17 protein-coding genes and 2 tRNA genes are annotated in these 18049 nt (G+C 70.1%); 9 read left to right on the top strand and 10 right to left on the bottom strand.

The features are described from left to right. Window positions 1-61 precede the first annotated feature (61 nt). The 3 genes from ACIRU3_RS03995 to ACIRU3_RS04005 all read left to right on the top strand — a co-directional run bounded on the left by ACIRU3_RS03995 (window position 62) and on the right by ACIRU3_RS04005 (window position 2394). Window positions 62-622, top strand: a complete 561-nt coding sequence (locus ACIRU3_RS03995) for a hypothetical protein (RefSeq protein WP_404050963.1) — start codon at window positions 62-64, stop codon at window positions 620-622. A gap of 14 nt (window positions 623-636) precedes the next feature. Next, a complete protein-coding gene (locus tag ACIRU3_RS04000; protein ID WP_404050966.1) occupies window positions 637-1293 on the top strand; it encodes a class F sortase in 657 nt (218 codons plus the stop codon). Window positions 1294-1371: 78 nt separating this feature from the next. Continuing rightward, the gene (locus ACIRU3_RS04005; RefSeq protein ID WP_404050969.1) at window positions 1372-2394 is read left to right on the top strand and encodes a glycoside hydrolase family 6 protein; all 1023 of its coding nucleotides are present in this window, start codon (window positions 1372-1374) and stop codon (window positions 2392-2394) included. Window positions 2395-2460: 66 nt separating this feature from the next. Here ACIRU3_RS04005 and ACIRU3_RS04010 read toward each other — a convergent pair whose 3' ends face one another. From ACIRU3_RS04010 to ACIRU3_RS04025, 4 genes are all read right to left on the bottom strand, one after another. After that, a complete protein-coding gene (locus tag ACIRU3_RS04010) occupies window positions 2461-4398 on the bottom strand; it encodes a galactose oxidase-like domain-containing protein (RefSeq protein ID WP_404050972.1) in 1938 nt (645 codons plus the stop codon). Further along, a complete protein-coding gene (locus tag ACIRU3_RS04015) occupies window positions 4395-6416 on the bottom strand; it encodes a glycosyltransferase family 2 protein (protein WP_404050974.1) in 2022 nt (673 codons plus the stop codon). Before ACIRU3_RS04015 ends, ACIRU3_RS04010 begins: the two co-directional genes overlap by 4 nt. 311 nt (window positions 6417-6727) lie before the next feature. Continuing rightward, window positions 6728-7450 carry a FadR/GntR family transcriptional regulator gene (locus tag ACIRU3_RS04020; RefSeq protein WP_404050976.1) on the bottom strand — a complete coding sequence of 241 codons (723 nt, stop codon included), beginning with the start codon at window positions 7448-7450 and terminating at the stop codon, window positions 6728-6730. 131 nt (window positions 7451-7581) lie between these two features. Further along, window positions 7582-7655: transfer RNA gene (locus ACIRU3_RS04025), tRNA-Lys, on the bottom strand. A gap of 197 nt (window positions 7656-7852) precedes the next feature. Between ACIRU3_RS04025 and ACIRU3_RS04030 the strand changes: the two genes are divergently transcribed. From ACIRU3_RS04030 to ACIRU3_RS04055, 6 genes are all read left to right on the top strand, one after another. Continuing rightward, window positions 7853-8992 carry a peptidoglycan-binding protein gene (locus ACIRU3_RS04030; protein WP_404050979.1) on the top strand — a complete coding sequence of 380 codons (1140 nt, stop codon included), beginning with the start codon at window positions 7853-7855 and terminating at the stop codon, window positions 8990-8992. A 60-nt stretch (window positions 8993-9052) separates the two neighbouring features. Then, a complete protein-coding gene (locus tag ACIRU3_RS04035) occupies window positions 9053-10222 on the top strand; it encodes an SPFH domain-containing protein (protein ID WP_404050981.1) in 1170 nt (389 codons plus the stop codon). Window positions 10223-10360: 138 nt separating this feature from the next. Then, window positions 10361-10975 (top strand): lytic polysaccharide monooxygenase, encoded by a 615-nt coding sequence (locus tag ACIRU3_RS04040; protein WP_404050984.1) that lies wholly within the window; start codon window positions 10361-10363, stop codon window positions 10973-10975. 101 nt (window positions 10976-11076) lie between these two features. Further along, complete coding sequence (locus tag ACIRU3_RS04045) at window positions 11077-11508, top strand: DUF3592 domain-containing protein (protein ID WP_404050987.1); 432 nt, start codon at window positions 11077-11079, stop codon at window positions 11506-11508. Between the two features lie 87 nt (window positions 11509-11595). Then, window positions 11596-12060 (top strand): DUF3592 domain-containing protein, encoded by a 465-nt coding sequence (locus ACIRU3_RS04050; RefSeq protein WP_404050990.1) that lies wholly within the window; start codon window positions 11596-11598, stop codon window positions 12058-12060. A 39-nt stretch (window positions 12061-12099) separates the two neighbouring features. Beyond that, a complete protein-coding gene (locus ACIRU3_RS04055) occupies window positions 12100-13773 on the top strand; it encodes an AMP-binding protein (protein WP_404050992.1) in 1674 nt (557 codons plus the stop codon). A 56-nt stretch (window positions 13774-13829) separates the two neighbouring features. On the opposite strand, the gene ACIRU3_RS04060 is transcribed toward ACIRU3_RS04055, so the two are convergent. The 6 genes from ACIRU3_RS04060 to ehuB form a co-directional block, all read right to left on the bottom strand. Next, window positions 13830-13903 (bottom strand) — tRNA-Lys (locus ACIRU3_RS04060). Between the two features lie 99 nt (window positions 13904-14002). Next, window positions 14003-14761, bottom strand: a complete 759-nt coding sequence (locus ACIRU3_RS04065; protein ID WP_404050995.1) for an IclR family transcriptional regulator — start codon at window positions 14759-14761, stop codon at window positions 14003-14005. Between the two features lie 211 nt (window positions 14762-14972). After that, window positions 14973-15749, bottom strand: a complete 777-nt coding sequence (gene ehuA / locus ACIRU3_RS04070) for an ectoine/hydroxyectoine ABC transporter ATP-binding protein EhuA (protein WP_404050998.1) — start codon at window positions 15747-15749, stop codon at window positions 14973-14975. A 10-nt stretch (window positions 15750-15759) separates the two neighbouring features. Next, entirely contained in the window at window positions 15760-16410 is a 651-nt protein-coding gene (ehuD, locus tag ACIRU3_RS04075; protein WP_404051001.1) for an ectoine/hydroxyectoine ABC transporter permease subunit EhuD, read from the bottom strand. Further along, window positions 16407-17126: an ectoine/hydroxyectoine ABC transporter permease subunit EhuC gene (gene ehuC / locus ACIRU3_RS04080; protein WP_404051003.1), complete on the bottom strand. Its 720-nt coding sequence runs from the start codon at window positions 17124-17126 to the stop codon at window positions 16407-16409. Before ehuC ends, ehuD begins: the two co-directional genes overlap by 4 nt. Next, window positions 17123-18049, bottom strand: a complete 927-nt coding sequence (ehuB, locus tag ACIRU3_RS04085) for an ectoine/hydroxyectoine ABC transporter substrate-binding protein EhuB (RefSeq protein ID WP_404051005.1) — start codon at window positions 18047-18049, stop codon at window positions 17123-17125. Before ehuB ends, ehuC begins: the two co-directional genes overlap by 4 nt.

The raw sequence follows: 18049 nt of genomic DNA on the forward strand, positions 1-18049 counted from the left end.
GCCTCCCGAGGATGCGGAGGCGCGCCTTACGGGGGAGCCTCCCAGTATCTGGAGGTTCACGATGGGCTCACTACGCCTCACTCTCTGTACCGGGCTCCTGGTCGTCGCCGCCCTCACCCCGACCGCGCACGCGGTCGACGACGGCCCCGGAGTCTCCGTGACCCCGGCCTCCCCGGCACCGGGCGACGACGCGTCGCTACGGGTGCGTGGCTGCACCGGATCGCAGGGCACCGCGGCCTCGACCGCCTTCGTCTCCGACGCACGGCTGACCGGCAGCCAGGGCACGCTCGGCGGCGAGACCCGGATCCGGTCCTCGCTCCAGCCGGGCGCCTACACGGTACGGATCAGCTGCGGCGGCGCCCTCATCACCGGCACGGTCACCGTCGTGGACAAGTCCTCCGCACAGTTCACGGACTCCGCCGGCTCCGGCAGCCCCGCCACCGGCGCCTCGCCCGTCGCCCCGGTGCGCGCGGGCGGCGGCGGCACCGCGCACTTCGCCACGGTGGCCACCAGCGGGTCGGGCCCCGACACCGTCCAGGCGGTGACCGGCCTGGCCCTCGCCGGGGCTGCCGCGGCCGCCGTCGGGCTGCTCAGGGCCCGCCGGAGCCGCGGTACGGACTGAGGCGTGCCGCGGCCATGTCCGACGACCACGGGCGCGCCTCCGGCACCGGACGCCTGATCACCGGCCTCGCCTGGGCGCTCCTGCTGCTCGGGCTGTGGCTGTGGGGGCGCGGCCTGACCGACGGCCCGGCAGGACCCACCAGGGGTGATGTGACCGGGCTCGGCACCGGCGCGGTCCGGCTGCCGCCCGCTGCCCGGCCGCTCGGCGCCGCGGCCCCGCAGCGCATCGACATCCCCGAACTGGGCGTGCAGGCCCCGGTGACGGCCAGGGGCCTGGACGACCGGGGCGCCGTCGACCCACCGCCGCTGGACCAGCCGGGGGTGGTCGGCTGGTACGGCTCCGGGACCACGCCCGGCGCGGCGGGGACCGCGCTGATGGTGGGCCACGTCGACACCGCGACCCGGCCCGCCGTCTTCTACAAGCTCAGCACCCTGAAGCCCGGCGAGACGGTCCGCGTGGTCCGCGCGGACGGCAAGGTCGCCGCCTTCACCGTCGACGACATCCGCGTCCTGGCCCGCGACGACTTCGACGCCCAGCAGGCCTACGGCCCCCGCAAGCCCGGCCGCGCCGAACTCCGCCTGCTCACCTGCGGCGGCACCTTCGACCGCACCAGCGGCAGCTACACCGCCAACGTGGTGGTCTCGGCGTACCTCACCGGCACCGGCCCGTGATCCCCGTGCGACCTCGTGACCGGCACGGCCGGTATGCCAGGATTGGCACTCGGAACGATGCGCCCAGGGGGGAATCGCATGTACGACACCAGGGGGGCCCGGAGTTCGGCACGGGCACGGGCGTCCGCGGTGCTGCTGGGGGCGGCACTGCTGCTCGCCGGGTGTTCCTCCGGAGACGGGGACAACGCCGGTGCAGGCGCCGGGATCACCCAACAGCCCAAGTCCGCCGACCCGTTCTGGGTGAACCCGGACGGCAGCGCGGCCCGCCAGGTCGCCACCTACGAGAAAGCCGGCAAGAAGACCGAGGCCCAGCAGATCCGCAAGATCGCCGAGCATCCGACGGGGGAGTGGATCGGCACGGAGAACCCCGAGCGGGAGGCCCGTGGCTTCACCGAGGCCGCCGAGAAGTCCGACCGCACGGCCCTGCTCGTCCTGTACAACATCCCGCACCGCGACTGCGGCCAGTACTCACAGGGTGGCGCGGCCGACGGCAACGCCTACCGCACCTGGATCGACGGCGTCGCCCGGGGCATCGGCGACCGCCCCGCCACCGTCGTCCTCGAACCGGACGCCGTACTCCACCTCGTCGACGGCTGCACTCCGGAGGAGTTCCACGAGGAGCGCTACGACCTCCTCAAGGGTGCCATCGCCAAGCTCAAGTCCCTGAAGAACACCAAGGTCTATCTGGACGCGGGCAACGCCGGCTGGGGCCACCCCGACCAGATCTTCCAGCCCCTCCAGTGGGCCGGCATCGCCCAGGCCGACGGCTTCTCCGTGAACGTCGCCAACTTCTACTCCACGAAGGACTCCATCGCCTACGGCAAACAGCTCTCGGCGAAGGTGGGCGGCAAGCACTTCGTCATCGACACCAGCCGCAACGGCAACGGCCCGTACACGACCGGCGACCAGGCCGAGCGCTGGTGCAACCCGCCCGGCCGGTCCCTGGGAGAAACGCCGACGACGAAGACGGCGGACCCCTCGGTGGACGCCTATCTGTGGGTGAAGCGTCCGGGCGAGTCGGACGGCACCTGCAAGGGAGGGCCGAAGGCGGGGGCCTGGTGGGCGAGTTATGCGCTGCGGCTGGCGACGTCCAGCAAGTGAGCGTCGAGGGGGGGCGCCTTCCTGTCCGGACGGCGCCCCCTTCGCACTACGGGATCTTGACCCCTCCTACGGGATCTTGACCCACTGGGCCTTGCTCGGTGTCCCCTGGTCGTCATCCGCGAACAGCATGTACCACCCCGACTGCACCAGATTCCGGCCCTGCGGCACCGTCACCGTGATCTTGTCACCGGACGTCTTGAAGTCCACTGCGATCGACCGCTGATCCACGTCCGTCACATGGGTGGAGGCGCTGGGCCGGATCAGCCGCATCTTCTTGATGCTCGAGGCATGGCGGGAGGTGAACGTCCCCGACCCGCCCCGGGCGATGGTCTGCGGCCCGCCGCTCAGCGAAGGCCGGGAGTCCCGGTACAGATAGGGCGGGGTGTAGATCTCGATCCGCTGCTCGAACTTGGCCGGCTTGGTGTTCGCCTTGTCCGCGTACAGCGAGTCGGACCCGAAGAACATCACCCGCCCGTCCGGCAGCAGGAGCGACCCGGAGTGGTAGTTCCGTCCCACCAGCGGATCGGCGACCTGCGTGAAGCTGTTGCTGTCCGGGTGGTACAGCCGCGCCTGGAGGATGTTGGTGTCGCCGCGCCCCCGGTAGTCCTCCGAGCCGCCCGACACCAGCACGGTGTCGTCGGGCAGGATCGAGGACTGCGGATACCGGGTCCCCTTCTCCAGCTCGGGCCCGTCCACGAACTTGGGATCCTGGGCCTTCAGATCGATCAGCCGCGTCTTCTTGCTGGACAGCTTCGACTCACCGACTCCACCGCCACCGATCACCATGAACTTCTCGTCCTGGGCCGGCGGCAGCAGCACCGTCCCGGACGTCTCCATCCTGTTGGAGTCGCCGAGCCCGGGCAGCTTGGTGAACTTGTTGGTGTCGACGTCCCAGATGCCCGGTACACGGCCCACGTTGTCCGGGCCGTACCCCGCGTTCGAACCCGAGTAGAAGATCTTCCCGTTCTGCATCAGGAACAGCGCCGGATACGTGGGGAACTGCCGGAGCTTCTTCGTGTACGTCCACTTCTTGGTCTTGGGGTCGAAGACCTCGTTCTTGCCCGGGACCAGCTGACCGATGTCGTCGAGACCGGAGACGCTGAGGACCTTGCCGTCCGACAGGGTCGTGAGCGTCGGGTACCAGCGGGCCTCGTTCATCGGGTCGACCTTGATGTACCGCTCGGCGACCGGATCGAACTCGTAGGCGTCGCGGATGCCCTGGAAGTCCTTCTTGTCGAGGGCGAGCTTCTGCGCGATGCCGTACGTGTTGCGCGCGTCGGTGCCGGTCAGGCCCTGCACCCGGTAGTTGTCCTGGGTGCCGGTCTCGTACTTGGAGCCGCTCTGCCTCGCCTCGACGTAGATCCGGCCGAGCCCCGGGTCGTTGCGCACGAACGCGCCGGTCTTCGGGTCGAAGACCTTCTTCGCGCGCGGCACGAGCACCGGGTCCTTCGACACGAAGGTCTTGCCGTTCTCCTTGCCGGTGAACTTGGTCCCCGCGGGCAGCGTTATCGGCTTGTCCGGGTTCTCGTTGTGCACGACCATCAGGCCGCCGGCCTTGGTGACGTCGCCCTTGAGCTTCTCGTAGCGCTTGGTCCCGCCCGCGATCAGCAGGTTGCCGTTGGCCAGCTGGGTGTGGCCGGTGCAGAACAGGTCGGCGGGCGTCGGCACCTTCTTGATCGTGCCCTTGACCGGGTCCCAGATCCGGGTGTCGAACTTCTTCGCGTCGAAGTTGTCCTGGTTGTTGCCCGAGCCGGCGACCAGCAGCACCTTGCCGGTGTGCAGAAGCGCCGCGTGGATGGTGTCCTGGCGGTACTCCTCGGGGAAGTCGACGATGTCCCAGTGCCCGTTCGAGGCTTTGTACTCGGGCTTGTTGATCTTGTACTGGTGGTACTGCTCGGTTCCGAAGCGGTAAAGCCACGGCCCGTTCATCCCGGCCAGCGCGAGTACCACCGCCGTGCCTATCGCGAATCGACGAGCGCGGCGGCGGCCGGCCTGGTCCTTCATTCCTTACGTCCCCCAAGTCCACCAAGGGCGATCTGCATGGTCTGGTCGTTGTCCCCCGGACTTCCCGGTCCTTGGGGGGTGGCGGCCCAGGTGGGCCGCCGCTGTGGTGCGTGCGGCGAAAGGGCCGCGTACTGCGCGGGTACGGCGTCCTGCGGTTCGGCCGCGGGTGCCGGTGCCGGTGCCGGAGCAGGCGCCCCCGTCCCCGCCGCGTGCCGGGGCTTGTTCTTCGACTGCCGCATCTCGTGGCGCCAGACGAATATCGGGAACGCGGTGATGAGCATGGCGAACGCCGCCCAGGTCACCATCGCCGGGTGGGAGTGCCCGAACACGAACCCGGCGGTGACGGACGCACCGAAGATCACGATGAAGTACCAGTGGTACCGGAAGGTGGCGAACCAGGTGTCCGGGCTCGCCGAATCGCCCTTGGGGGTGACCACGAACTTGCTCTTGCGGCGCAGCAGGGAGTCGATGAGCGCCTTCGCGTAGAGCGGCGCGGACAGGGCCGACATCACCATGCCGGCCACACCGCCGGAGCCCTCCGGCTCGTGCGGGGAGACGTTGTGGCGGCGGTTCCAGATGTACAGGCCGATCTGCAGCGCGGAGGCGTTGCCGTAGAGCATCAGCCACACGGTCGGGTCGATGTTCACACCCGACGCGCCCAGGCCCAGGAACAGCGCACAACTCAGCGCCGCGAGGATCCAGTTGAGGGCGGACATCGGATAGAAGATGATCATCATCGTGTAGTTGAAGAGCTTGCCCGGCGGCAGCGAGTACCAGCCCTTCCAGTACTGCTTGAGGATCGTCTCGTACGTTCCCCGCGACCAGCGCATCTGCTGGGTGAAGAAGTCCGTCCAGGCGGCGGGGCCCTCGCCGACCGCGAGCACGTCCGGCGTGTACACCGATTTCCACTTGCGGCCGGTGACCGGGTTCTTCGCCCGGTGCATCTCGAACCCGGTGGCCATGTCCTCGGTGATCGAGTCGTACAGGCCGCCGATCTGCTTGATCGCCTTGATGCGTACGGCGTTCGACGTGCCCACGAACATGGGGGCGCCGTACTTGTTGCCCGCGCGCTGGATCAGCGCGTGGAAGAGGAACTGCTGCGACTCGGCGGCCTTGGTGACGAAGTTGTCGTAATTGCCGTACACCTGCGGGCCGATGACGAAGCCGACGTCCGGGTCACGGAAGAAGCCGAGCATCCGCTCCAGGTAGTTGGGCAGCGGGACATGGTCGGTGTCCACCGAGGCGAAGAAGTCGTACTGGTCGCCGTGCGCCTCGATCCAGGCGTTGTAGTTGCCGTGCTTGGTCTTGGCGCGGTGCGGGCCCTTGGGCTGGTTCCACCTGGCGACGCCCTTGCGGGAGAAGTGGTGGACGCCGAGCCGGGCGCAGACCTCCTTGACGGCCGGGTCGTCGCCCTCGTCCAGCAGCCACACGTGCATCAGGCCCCGGTGGCGCAGCTTGACCGCCGCCTCCAGGGTCTTGGTCACCATCTCCAGCGGTTCCTTGCCGGGCACGAAGGAGGTGAGGAAGGCGACGCGGGTGCCGGTCTCCGGCACGACCGGGACCGGGTCGCGGGCGACCAGGGTGGCGTGCGCGTTCGACAGCACGTTCATGCAGCGGAAGAACTCGATCAGGCCGATCGAGACCAGCATGACGACGTCCAGCGCCGGCAGGAAGTCGTAGGCCGGGTAGTCGCGCTCGGTCCAGTGCTCGGGCTGCAGCAGCCAGGCCAGCAGGACCAGCGAGAGGAGCGGGGCCGCGCCCAGCATGAGTGCCGCGCGTATGCGGTGCGGCTCCTGCGAGAGCAGGGACCGGTACTGCACCTTGTACGGCTTGCCGGGGTCGGGCTGAGTGAGGGGACCCGCGAGGCGGCTGTAGTGCTCGTAGTCGTATCTCGGCAGGCTCTTCCTGATCCGGCGGAACTGGCCGGTCCGGTGCGAAACCGCACGGAGTTGGGTGGTCTGGGACGGGTCGTTGTGCTGTTCGTGGCTCTGCCGGGCGCCCGTCGGCGTCGACGTCATGAGTCATTCCCCCCACACGCAGGTCACTGCGTGTTCGTCGGTCCTTCCGCCCGGTCGGGGTCCCCTCGGCCGTCCCGGGCAGGTCAGTGGTGGGTCGCGGTCACCACGTCTTTCACACCCTATAGACACGGGATCGCGACCTTCCGGTTGCATGATGCCCCCCTCGGCACCGGTTCATGAACGGGGCCCCCTCCCCGTCGGCCGGCAACCGGTTTCTTCCCCCCAACTACCGCGTTTCCGCGGCATCATGAACCACCAGGGTTCTACGGCGTCCAGCATGATCGCAAGACGTGAAACGCGGTGTTTACCGGTCAAACCCGTTCATTGCGGCGCGGGTGGGGCTCGGGAGGCTCGGGTGCGCCGGTGGGGGAGAGGCGGGCACGGATGTTGCCGAAGTGGTCTCTTATGGCCTCCTCCGCCCGTATGGAATCGCCGGAGCGGACCGCGTCCAGGATCTCGCGGTGCTGACGGCAGGTGACCCGAGGGTCCTGCGGTACGTCCACCAGATCCCGCTGTACCCGGTGGAAGGCATCCCAGAACGCCTCCAGCACCTCGCTCAGCAACACGTTGTCCAGCCCCCGGTAGAGGGTGGCGTGAAAGGCACGGTCGGTCTCGGCGAGGCCGCGGCCCTCGGCGGCCTCCCGTTCCATACGGTTCGCGAGGCCCTCCAGTTCAACTAGGTCGGCCTCCGGCAGCCGCCCGGCCAGTCGTGAGACCAGTCCCGTCTCGACGGCCTCGCGCAGCTCCAGCAGCTGGAGCAGGGAGTCCTCGCCCCGGTAGTGCCCGGCGACCGTACGGAAGGCGAGCCCCTCGATCATCGGGGCGAGCGACATCGGGCCGACATAGGTCCCGAACCCGTGCCGGATCTCCACGATCCCCATGGCCTGCAGCGCCTTCAGTGCCTCCCGCACCGAGTTCCGGCTCGCCCCGAGGTACTCCATGAGCTCGGGCTCGGTCGGCAGCGGGGCGCCCGAGGGCAGCCGTCGGTCGATGATGAGCTTCTTGATCCGCTCCTGAAGGTCCCGGGCTGCCATGGCCAGAGGGTATCCGGCCATTCGGGGGGAGGGCCCGGTTCCGGTCAGGCCCCGGGGATGCCCGGGGTGCATTCGGGGTGCGTGCGGCCATGCGAAAGGCCCCTCGCTTTCGCGAGGGGCCTTTCGGTCGGTGCGCCGCCAGGGACTCGAACCCCGGACCCGCTGATTAAGAGTCAGCTGCTCTAACCAACTGAGCTAGCGGCGCCTACTGACGAGAGAACTCTACCTGACCTGGAGGGGTGCTCCGGACCACCTCCATGTGTCCCCCCGGGTGGCGGCCCCGGGCCGCTGTGGGGGCTGTACATCATTCGGACCGTCAACATGCGCGTCCCGGCGACAGTTGTGAAACTGATCAACGTGCACACTCGCGGACAAATCACCCCGGAATGTGAGGCAGATCGCATGACCGCTCCGGAGTTCGAAGACGTCGACCCCGTGAGCGACTGCGGCTGCCCCGGCTGCGTTCACGGGCGGACGAGCCCTCGCCCCCTGTCCGGCCGCTTCGGCGGCCACCCGGCCGCCCGAGGGGTGGTGGTCGTGGCTGCCGCCGCCGCGTCCGCCGCCCTCGGCGCCGTCACCCCGGCCGCCGCCGTCACGGCTCCCCACGCCCCGCCCCGTCCCGGCACTCCCGTGACGGACGGCGTGCCCGAGACCCCGCAGGGGGCCAGAGGCCCGCTGCGGCTCCCGGCCGGCCAGCCGGGCAAGCCCGTCACCACCCGGGTTCCCGCCACCACCCGGACCCAGATCATCAACCGGGCCAAGGTGTGGGTCGCCGCGAAGGTGCCGTACAGCATGACCGCCTACTGGACCGACGGTTACCGGCAGGACTGTTCGGGCTATGTCTCCATGGCCTGGGGCCTGACCTCCAACGAGTGGACGGGCAGCCTCGACCAGTTCGGGGTGAAGATCACCAAGGAGGAGCTGCAGCCCGGCGACATGCTCCTCTTCCACAACCCGGACAACCCCGAGAAGGGCTCCCACGTCGTGATCTTCGGCGGCTGGACGGACTACACGCACACCTACTACACGGTCTACGAGCAGACACCCCCGCACGCCCGCAGCCAGCCCACCCCGTACCCCTACTGGACCAATGCCGACAAGTACGTCCCCTACCGCTACAAGGGCCTGACCGACGCCACCGCGGACGCGCGGCGGGCGGCCGACAGCAAGGCGCCGGGGCGCGTGCCGGGCACCGGATACTTCGGTACCGGCGCGCACGGCACGTACGTCACCCGGCCCGGCGGGACGCCGGCCGCCCACACGTCCGGAGCGGCCGGGCCGACGCGGCCCGCCTCGCACGGCGTTCCCGGCTATCCCGGCCGGAACCTCTTCCGCCCGGGCGCGGAGAACGAGTACGTCACCCAGCTGGGGAAGCAGCTGGTGAAGAAAGGGTTCGGCAGCTTCTACGCCACCGGGCCCGGTCCGGTCTGGGGCGAGGCGGACCGGCGGGCCGTGGCGGCGTTCCAGCGCAGCCAGGGCTGGCGGGGCGGCGCGGCTGACGGCTACCCGGGCCCGGAGACCTGGCGCCGGCTGTTCGCCTAGGCGCCCCCTGATCCCACTCCCACTGTCATGACGCATCTGGCGCGGAGGCTGGAGGCACGCATGAGTACGACCACGTCACACACGTCCGAGTCCGAGGAGCATCCGGAGGGCGCGGCGGCCACGGGGGGTCTCGACTTCGGCGCGGGGGGCGCCGGGGGGACGGCCACCCGTCCGGCCCGGCTGATCCAGAACGAGGTGACCACCGAGATCCCCGTCCACCTGCTCTTCCGTGACGACCCCGATCCGGTGTCGGTGCCCCTGAAGCCCGCGGTGGTGGGCCGCCGGCAGGGCACCGGCGAACAGCCGCGCCTCGGGCGCCCGGCCCCGGCGCGCAGCCGGACGGTGCCGCAGGTCGACCCGGAGCTTGTGGAGCGTCCGGCGCGGGCACTGCCCGGCCTGGCCGGGTTGCTGGCCGGGGCGGGCGGCATCGTGGGGTGCCTGGCCACCTCCTGGTGGGCCGGCGTGCTGCCGCCGCTCGCGATGGAGGCGCTGCGCCTGCCGTCGTGCACGGGCTCGGGTCTCGGGCCTGCGCAGTGGGCGGCGTACGCCGGGGCCGGTGCGCTCGGTGCGCTCGGCTTCGGCGGGCTCGCCCGGGGCCGGACCGGACAGGCGCGGCTGCTCGGGCTGTTCGGCCGCTACCGGGGGACGGTCCGGCGCACCGGTCTGCTGTGGGTGAACCCGTTGCTGGTGCACCGCCGGGTGAATGTGCGGCTGCGGCACTGGCGCAGCGAGGCGATGCCGGCGGCGGACGCGAGCGGGGTGCCGCTGCGGGTGGTGATGCTGGTGGTGTGGCGGGTGCGGGACACCGCGCGGGCGGTGCTCGGCATCGACGACCACGAGACCTATCTGCGCGAGTGCGTGGAGGCTGCGCTGGCCCGGGTTCCGGTGGACCTGCCGGGCGGCGCGCGGGGCGGGCCGGCCGCGGCGGGGGAGGCGCTGACCCGGCTGGTGGCGGCGGACGCGGGGCCGGTCGGTCTGGAGGTGTTCTCGGTGCAGCCGGTCCGGGTGGAGTACGCCCCCGAGGTGGCCGCCGCGATGCACCGGCGCCAGATCGCCGCGCTGGAGGCCCGGCAGCGGTCCAGCATGCTCAACTCGGTCGTGGACTCGGTCGAGGACACGGTGACCCGGCTGACCGTGCGCGGACTGGTCGAACTGGACGACTACGAGCGCAAGGTGCTGGTGCGGGACCTGACGGTGGCGTTCTGCTCGGGCCGCGCGGAGCTGACGTGAGGGGCCTCGGGGGCGTACGACGGCAACTCGCGATTGGTATGGACATGTTCAACTAACGGCAATAATCTGAGACTTGGTCTAGACCTACCGCACAGCTCGGCTCAGTGAACCTCCCCCACGTTCTCCAGGAGCGGCAGCATGCGCACGAAGACCAGATTCTCCGCGTTGTCCGCAGTCGTGCTGGGTGTGGTGACCGCCGGAGCCTTCGCGCTCTCCACCGGCGGCGCCAGCGGGCACGGCTACACCGACCTCCCCATCAGCAGGCAGAAGCTCTGCCAGAACGGCACCGTGACGAACTGCGGCCCGATCCAGTGGGAGCCGCAGAGCGTCGAGGGCCCCAAGGGCTTCCCGGCCGCCGGTCCCGCCGACGGCCAGATCTGCAACGGCGGCCTGAGCCAGTTCGCCCAGCTCAGCTCGCCCACCACGCCGTCCGGCGCGGCCTGGCCCACCACGAGGGTGACCGGTGGTCAGTCGTACACCTTCCGCTGGCAGTTCACCGCCATGCACGCCACGACGGACTTCAAGTACTACGTCACCAAGGCGGGCTGGAACCAGAACCACGGTCTCTCCCGCTCCGACCTCAACCTCACCCCGTTCCTGACGGTGCCGTACAACGGCCAGCGCCCGCCGGCCACCCTCAGCCACAGCGGCACACTGCCGGGCGGGCTGAGCGGACACCACGTCATCCTCGCGGTATGGACGATCGCCGACACGGGCAACGCGTTCTACGCCTGCTCGGACGTCACCTTCTGATCCCCCCTCGGGTAGGGTCCGCGTGCGCCGGTACGACTGGTTCCGGATCAGCCGCCGGCGCACGCTGGACCTGACAACCGACGTACGGGGGTACGCGCGCCATGGGCGCCTTCTTCGACATATGCATGCTCGTGATGCTCGGCATCTTCGGCTGGGCCGCCGTGGCGCTGGTCCGCCGGACGCGGCAGCGGCGCTCGGCCTGGGAGAGCGGGCTGACCGCGCAGGCCCGGGTGGTGCGGGCCTGGGCCACCACCCAGATGGTCAACAACGTGGCCCGGCGGGTGCAGTGGCACGAGTACGACTACTACACCCAGGACGGCCGGCTCGTCCGCTTCCGGGAGAGCGGCGGCCCGCGCGACCGCGCCGAGGGCGAGCTGACCCTCGTCTACTACGCCCCGCACGAACCGGACAAGGCCACCGCCTCCGAGCCGCAGCCCGGGAAGGACGCGGCCGGCACGGCCGTCTGGCTGACCATCCTCGCGGCGGGCGCCTTCTTCCTGATCTACGAGTGGGCGACGCTGCCCGGATTCTGAGCTTCGCTTGAGGCCAACCGCCGTGCGGCGGGGGTAGGTTCCCGCCACGCCGATCGTTCGAACGGTGTCCTGACCACGGGGGACCTCATGGAACTGCTCTTCTACGCCGTACCCGGCATCATGATCGCCTTCCTGGTGTACGCCGCGTACCTGCTGATCCGGCGCGCCCGGCGGATCAGCAGGATCTGGCAGCACGGCCTGACGGCCGAGGCCCGCTGCCTGCGGTCGTACACGACGACCAGTGGCGGCGGCGGGGACACCTCCGTGCACACCACCCTCCACCATGTCTACGAGTTCACCACGCGCGACGGCCGCACGGTCCGTTTCGACGAGGGGAACGGCCCCTCGACGATCGTGGAGGGCGACTTCGTCACGGTGCGCTACCTCCCGGAGTTCCCCGAACGGGCCACCGCGCTCCCGCCGTCCCGTGGCAAGCTCGCCTTCGGCACGGGCTGCGGAGTGGTCTTCATCGGCATGGCCATCACCTTCTGCGTGGTGTTCATCGCCGTCGCGCACATGATTTTCTCCGAGTCGGAGGGGCTGATGCCGTAGCCCTCCACAACTGACGGACAGTCAATTACCGTGCCCGCCATGGAACCCAGGACGAGCACGGTCGCCGAACTGGTCGCGGCGCGGTGGGGGGACCACCGGCCCGGGCTGTGGTGCGAGGAGCGGGTGCTGAGCCACCACCAGGCGGCCGCCGGCGCCGCGGCCCGGGCGGCGCTCCTCGCCGACCTGCTGTCCCCGGGTGCCGTACCGCATGTCGGCGTACTGCTCGACAACACCGAGGAGTTCCCGCTGTGGCTCGGTGCCGCCGCCCTCGCCCGAGCGGCCGTCGCCGGGATCAACCCCACCCGGCGGGGTGCCGAGCTGGCCCGGGACATCCTGCACACCGAGTGCCCGGTGCTCGTCACCGAGCGGGCGCATCTGCCGTTGCTGGCCGGGCTTGAGCTGCCGGGTCTGCGGATCCTCGTGACCGACACCCCGGAGTACGGCGACCTGCTCGCGCCCTATGCCGGCGCCGTGCCCGATCCGTCCCGGGCCGGCCCGGCCGACCGGCTGCTGCTCTACTTCACCTCCGGCTCGACCGGCGCGCCCAAGGCCGCCATCTGTTCCCAGGGCCGGCTGGCCGCCGCGGGGTATGCGCTGGTCGGGCAGTTCGGGGTGCGGGCGGACGACGTGCACTACGTCTGCATGCCGATGTTCCACGGCAACGCGGTGATCGCGGACTGGGCTCCCGCGCTGGCGGCCGGGGCGGGGGTGGCGCTGCGGCGGCGGTTCTCGGCTTCCGGGTTCCTCACGGACGTGCGCCGCTACCGGGCGACGTACTTCACCTATGTCGGGCGGGCCGTCCAGTACATCCTTGCCACCGAGCCGCGGCCCGACGACCGTGACAATCCGCTGCGGACGGGCTTCGGGACGGAGGCCGGCGCGGTGGACGCGGCCGCCTTCGAGCGGCGGTTCGGGGTACGGCTGGTGGAGGGATACGGGTCGTCGGAGGGCGGGGCGGCGATCCAGTGGGCCCCGGGGACCCCGGCCGGGGCGGTGGGGCCGGCGGGTGCCGGTCTGGTGGTGCTCGATCCGGCCACGGGGCGGGAGTGCCCGGTGGCCGACTTCGACGCCGCGGGGCGGCTGCTCAACGGCGACCGGGCCATCGGGGAGCTGGTGAACCGGGGGCCTCATCCCTTCGAGGGGTATTGGCGGAATCCGGCCGCCGAGGCCGAGCGGCGGCGCGGGGGAGGGGCGTACTGGACCGGGGATCTCTTCTACCGGGATGCCGAGGGATACCTGTACTTCGCCGGGCGCACCGACGACCGCATCCGGGTCGACGGGGAGAATCTGGCCGCCGCGACGATCGAGAACATCGTCGCCCGGTACGAGGGCGCGGTGGCCGTCGCCGTGTACGGGGTGCCGGATCCGGTGACCGGGGATCAGGTGATGGCCACCGTCGCCGGGCGGTTCGATCCGCGGTCCTTCGAGGACTTCCTGCGGGTGCAGGCCGACCTCGGGACCAAGATGGCGCCCCGGTTCGTGCGGGTGGTGGAGCGGCTGCCCGTGACGGCCACCAACAAGATCGAGAGGGCACGGCTGCGGCGCGAGGGGTTCCGGTGCGCCGATCCGGTGTGGTGGCGGCCCCCCGGGGAGGACACCTACCGGCGGCTGACCGTGCAGGACGTCGAAGGGCCCCTCGCCCGCGCGAAGGGCCCCTCGGTGGGGGGTGTGGGTGGCGGAGCCCCCACCCCGCGCGGCGCAGCCGCGCAATAACAGAGACGGCGAGCCGGATCCGCGTGGTGTGCGGACGTGGCTCGCCGTCGTCGTTGTGCGCCGCCAGGGACTCGAACCCCGGACCCGCTGATTAAGAGTCAGCTGCTCTAACCAACTGAGCTAGCGGCGCATGACTCTCGCCTTCCGCTTCTCGCGGCCGGCGACGAAGAAAATACTACCTGGTCCGCCGGGGTGCTCATGACCAGCCAGAGGGACGACCGGAAAGGTCCTAGAGCGTCAGGGACAGCAGCAGCGGTGCCGCGCTCCGGTTGAGGGCGTCCGCGGCCTGGCGGAGGCGGTGGGCGTGCTCCACCGGGAGGGACAGTGCCAGGCAGCCGACCGACGAGCCCGCGGTGATCGGGACGGCCGCGCAGACCGTGCCGATCGCGTACTCCTGGAGATCCAGGACCGGAACCGTCGGCGGCTGGGACTCCAGGCGGGAGAGCAGCAGCTTGTCGCTGGTGATGGTGCGCGAGGTGAGGCGGGCCATCTTGTGCCGGGAGAGGTGATCGCGGCGGGCGTTGTGGTCCAGCTGGGTCAGCAGGCTCTTGCCGACCGCGGTGGCGTGCGCGGAGTAGCGGAAGTCGACCCACTCGTTGACCGCCGGGGTCGTCGGCCCGGCGGCGTACTGGGTGACCTTGACCTCGCCGTCCACGTACCGGCTCATGTACACGGCCGCGCCGACGGAGTCCCGCAGCCGGTCCAGGGTGTGCTGGAGCTTGTCGCGCAGGGCCCGCTCGCGGTCGTGTGCCGAGGTGAGGCGGCGCAGGGTCTCGCCGGTGACGTACGCCCCGTCGGCGATCTGCTCGACATAGCCCTCGCGGCGCAGCATGCGCAGCAGCGCGGTCAGCCGCTCGGGAAGCAGCCTCGTACGGCGGGCCAGCTCCGTGTCGGTGACGCCGGCGGGATGACGGGCCACGGTCTCCAGCACGCGCAGCGCGTCCTGGGCGGAGTGATACGGGGCGGTCGGCTCGTGCATCAGCGCCACGGTTTCCCCCTGCGCTCGCCTGTCTGTGGCCGCGAAATCCGGTCGGCGGATCGCTACCACGATAACGGGCAAAGGGCTGTTGGGGAGAGGGTGTTGGCGAGATTGTGGTGCTCGCCGTGCCCCTCCCAACTGCGATGCAGATCCACTGGCATATGCCAGGGTCATCACCCAACGCCCGGACCTCGACACTTCCCGCCCTCACGCCTCGTAGTCACAGCACCGCGCTGAGGAATTCCCGGGTGCGGTCCCGCTCCGGGTCGCCGAAGATCTTCTCCGGTGAACCGGACTCGATCACCCGCCCCGAGTCGAACATCAGTACCTGATCGGAGATGTCCCGGGCGAAACCCATCTCGTGGGTCACGCAGAGCATCGTGATGTCGGTGCTGCGGGCGATGTCCCTGAGCAGATCGAGCACGCCCGCGACCAGCTCGGGGTCGAGCGCAGACGTCACCTCGTCCAGCAGCAGCACCCGCGGCCGCATCGCGAGCGCCCGGGCGATCGCCACCCGCTGCTGCTGGCCGCCGGAGAGCCGGGTGGGCCGTGCGTCGCACTTGTCGGCCAGCCCCACCAGGTCCAGCAGCCCGCGCGCCCGCTCCTCCGCCTCGTCCCGGGACATGCCGAGCACCTGCACCGGCGCCTCGGTGATGTTCCGCAGCACGGACATGTTCGGGAACAGGTTGAACTGCTGGAACACCATCCCGATCTTCTTGCGGACCTCCCGGACCTGCTTCTCGGGCGCCGGGAAGAGGTGCTCCCCGTCGACGGTGATCGTGCCCTCGTCCGGCTTGGTGAGGGTCATCAGCAGCCGCAGGATCGTGGTCTTGCCGGACCCGGACGGCCCGATCAGGGTCACGTGCCTGCCGGGCTCGACGGAGAAGCTCAGCTGGTCGAGGACGGTGTTCGTCCCGAAGCGCTTGGTGACGCCCGCCAGACGGATCAGCTCACCGCCGCCCGCGTCCGGGCCGGCACTCGCGTCGGGTTCTTTCATCAAGGGGGTGTCAGCGGACAAGGCGTCGCTCCAGGGCTCGCAGAAGAAGGGAGGCCAGGTAGGAAATGAGGATGAAGGCCGCACCGATCACGGTGAGCGGCTCGGTGAACTGGAAGTGCTGCTGGGAGAAGAGCCGGGCGCGCCCGAGCATCTCCAGCACGGTGATCACCATCAGCATCGGCGTGTCCTTGAGCATGGCGATCACGTAGTTGCCGAGGGCGGGGATCACCCGGCGGATCGCCTGCGGCAGGATCACCGCGGTCCAGGTCCGCCGCAGGGGCAGGTTCAGCGCCGTCGCCGCCTCCCACTGGCCGACGGGCACCGCCTCGATACCGGCCCGGTAGACCTGCATCGTGTACGTCGAGTAGTGCAGGCCGATCGCGAAGACGCCGGTGGCCAGCGCCGAGAAGGTCAGGCCCCACTCGGGCAGCACATAGAACAGGAAGAACAGCTGCACCAGCAGCGGGGTGTTGCGCACGAACTCCGTGACCACCCCGACCGGCCAGCGCACGAACCGGCTCGGCGTCCGCATCAGCAGCGCCCACACCAGACCGAGGCTGAAGGACAGCAGCGAACCGAGGGCCAGGGCCTGCAGGGTGACCAGCAGCCCGTCCCAGAACTTCGGCATGAAGTCGCTTACGGCGTTCCAGTCCCACTTCATGCGACCCGACCCCCCACTCCGGTCGTCTGCGCCCGCTTCAGCTCACGCGCCGCCGACTCCGTACCGGCGTCCTTGCCGACCCCGGCCTTGAGCCGCTTCTCCAGACCGCGCATCAGCCGCGTGAGCACGAAGGCGATGGCGAAGTAGATCAGCAGCACGTACGTGTAGATCTCCGCGCTCTGCTGCAGTGCCAGACGCACCAGGTTGGCGCTGAACGTCAGATCGCCCATGCCCATGACCGACACCAGCGCGGTGCCCTTGAGCAGTTCGACCAGCAGGTTGCAGAAGGACGGGATCATCTCCGGCACCGCCTGCGGCAGCACGATCAGCCTGAGCCGCTGCCAGGGCGTGAAGCTGAGCGCGATCCCGCCCTCCCGCTGCGCCGGGTCGACCGCGTTCAGCGCGCCGCGCACGATCTCCGAGCCGTACGCGCCGTACGTCAGCCCGAGCGCCAGCGTGCCCGCCCACATCGGCACCAGCTGCCAGCCGAAGGCGATCGGCAGCACGAAGAACACCCAGAAGATCATCACCAGTGCCGAGGTGCCGCGGAACACCTCGGTGTAGAAGCCGGCGACGAAGCGCACGATCCACAGCCGGTGGGTGCGCGCGACGCCGACGACGAAGGACACCGCCGTGGCCAGCAGTGCGCCGAACACCAGCAACTGGACGGTGGTCCACACGCCTCTCAGTACGAGTTCCCAGAGCCCCGAGGTCATCCGCCGCACAGCTCCTTCGCGGTCAGGTCCGTCAGCTCGGCCTTGGTGAAGCCGAAGGGCCGGAGGATGCGGAACAGCTCCCCGCTCTTCCTCAGCTTGCGCAGCTCGACGTTGAAGGCGTCCCGCAGGTTCGTCTCGGCCGACCGGAACGCGAACGCGCCCCCGTCGACGTGCGGTTTGCCCTTGACCAGCGGAGTGAACGGCCGGGTGGCCTCCGCCTTGGCGGACTTCTTCACCACCTCGCGGGTGGTGAGCGCCGTACCGGCGAAGGCGTCGACGCGCCCGGCCTCGACCGCGTTCAGTCCGGCGACCTGGTCCGGGACGATCAGGATGTCGCTCTCCTTGTACCCGGCCTCCACCGCGTACTGGATCTCCGCGTACCCGGTGCCGGTGGCGAACTTCGCCTTCTTCTCCACCACGTCCCGGTAGGTGTGCAGGCCCTTCGGATTGCCCTTGCGGACGATGAAGGAGTCCAGCATCTGGTAGTCGGGATCCGCGAAGATCACCTGCTGGCAGCGTTCGGGATTCACGTACATCCCGGCGGCCACGACATCGAACTGCTGGGAGTTCAGCCCGGGGATCAGCGAGCCGAACTCGGTCGGCACCGGCTGTACCCGGTCCACGCCGAGCCGCTTGAACACCGCCTTCGCCAGTTCGGGCGCCTCCCCGGTGAGTTGCCCGTCCTTGTCGATGTACCCGAAGGGGATCTCACCGGCGATCCCGAGCCGCACGACACCCTGCGCGCGCAGCCGGTCGAGCAGGTCGCCGCCGTTCTCCGCGGACGCCGAGGCCACCCGCGTACAGCCCGCGGCACCCAGCGCGCCCACCGCACCGAATGCCGCGACTCCCGCGAGCACCGAGCGTCTGCTGTGTCTGTGTTCCGACCGGATCGTGCGTATCTCGTTCCCAAGTGGTGGAGCCAT

The sequence above is a fragment of the Streptomyces sp. NPDC101151 genome, from assembly GCF_044768335.1.
In the GTDB taxonomy this organism is placed as follows: Bacteria; Actinomycetota; Actinomycetes; order Streptomycetales; family Streptomycetaceae; genus Streptomyces.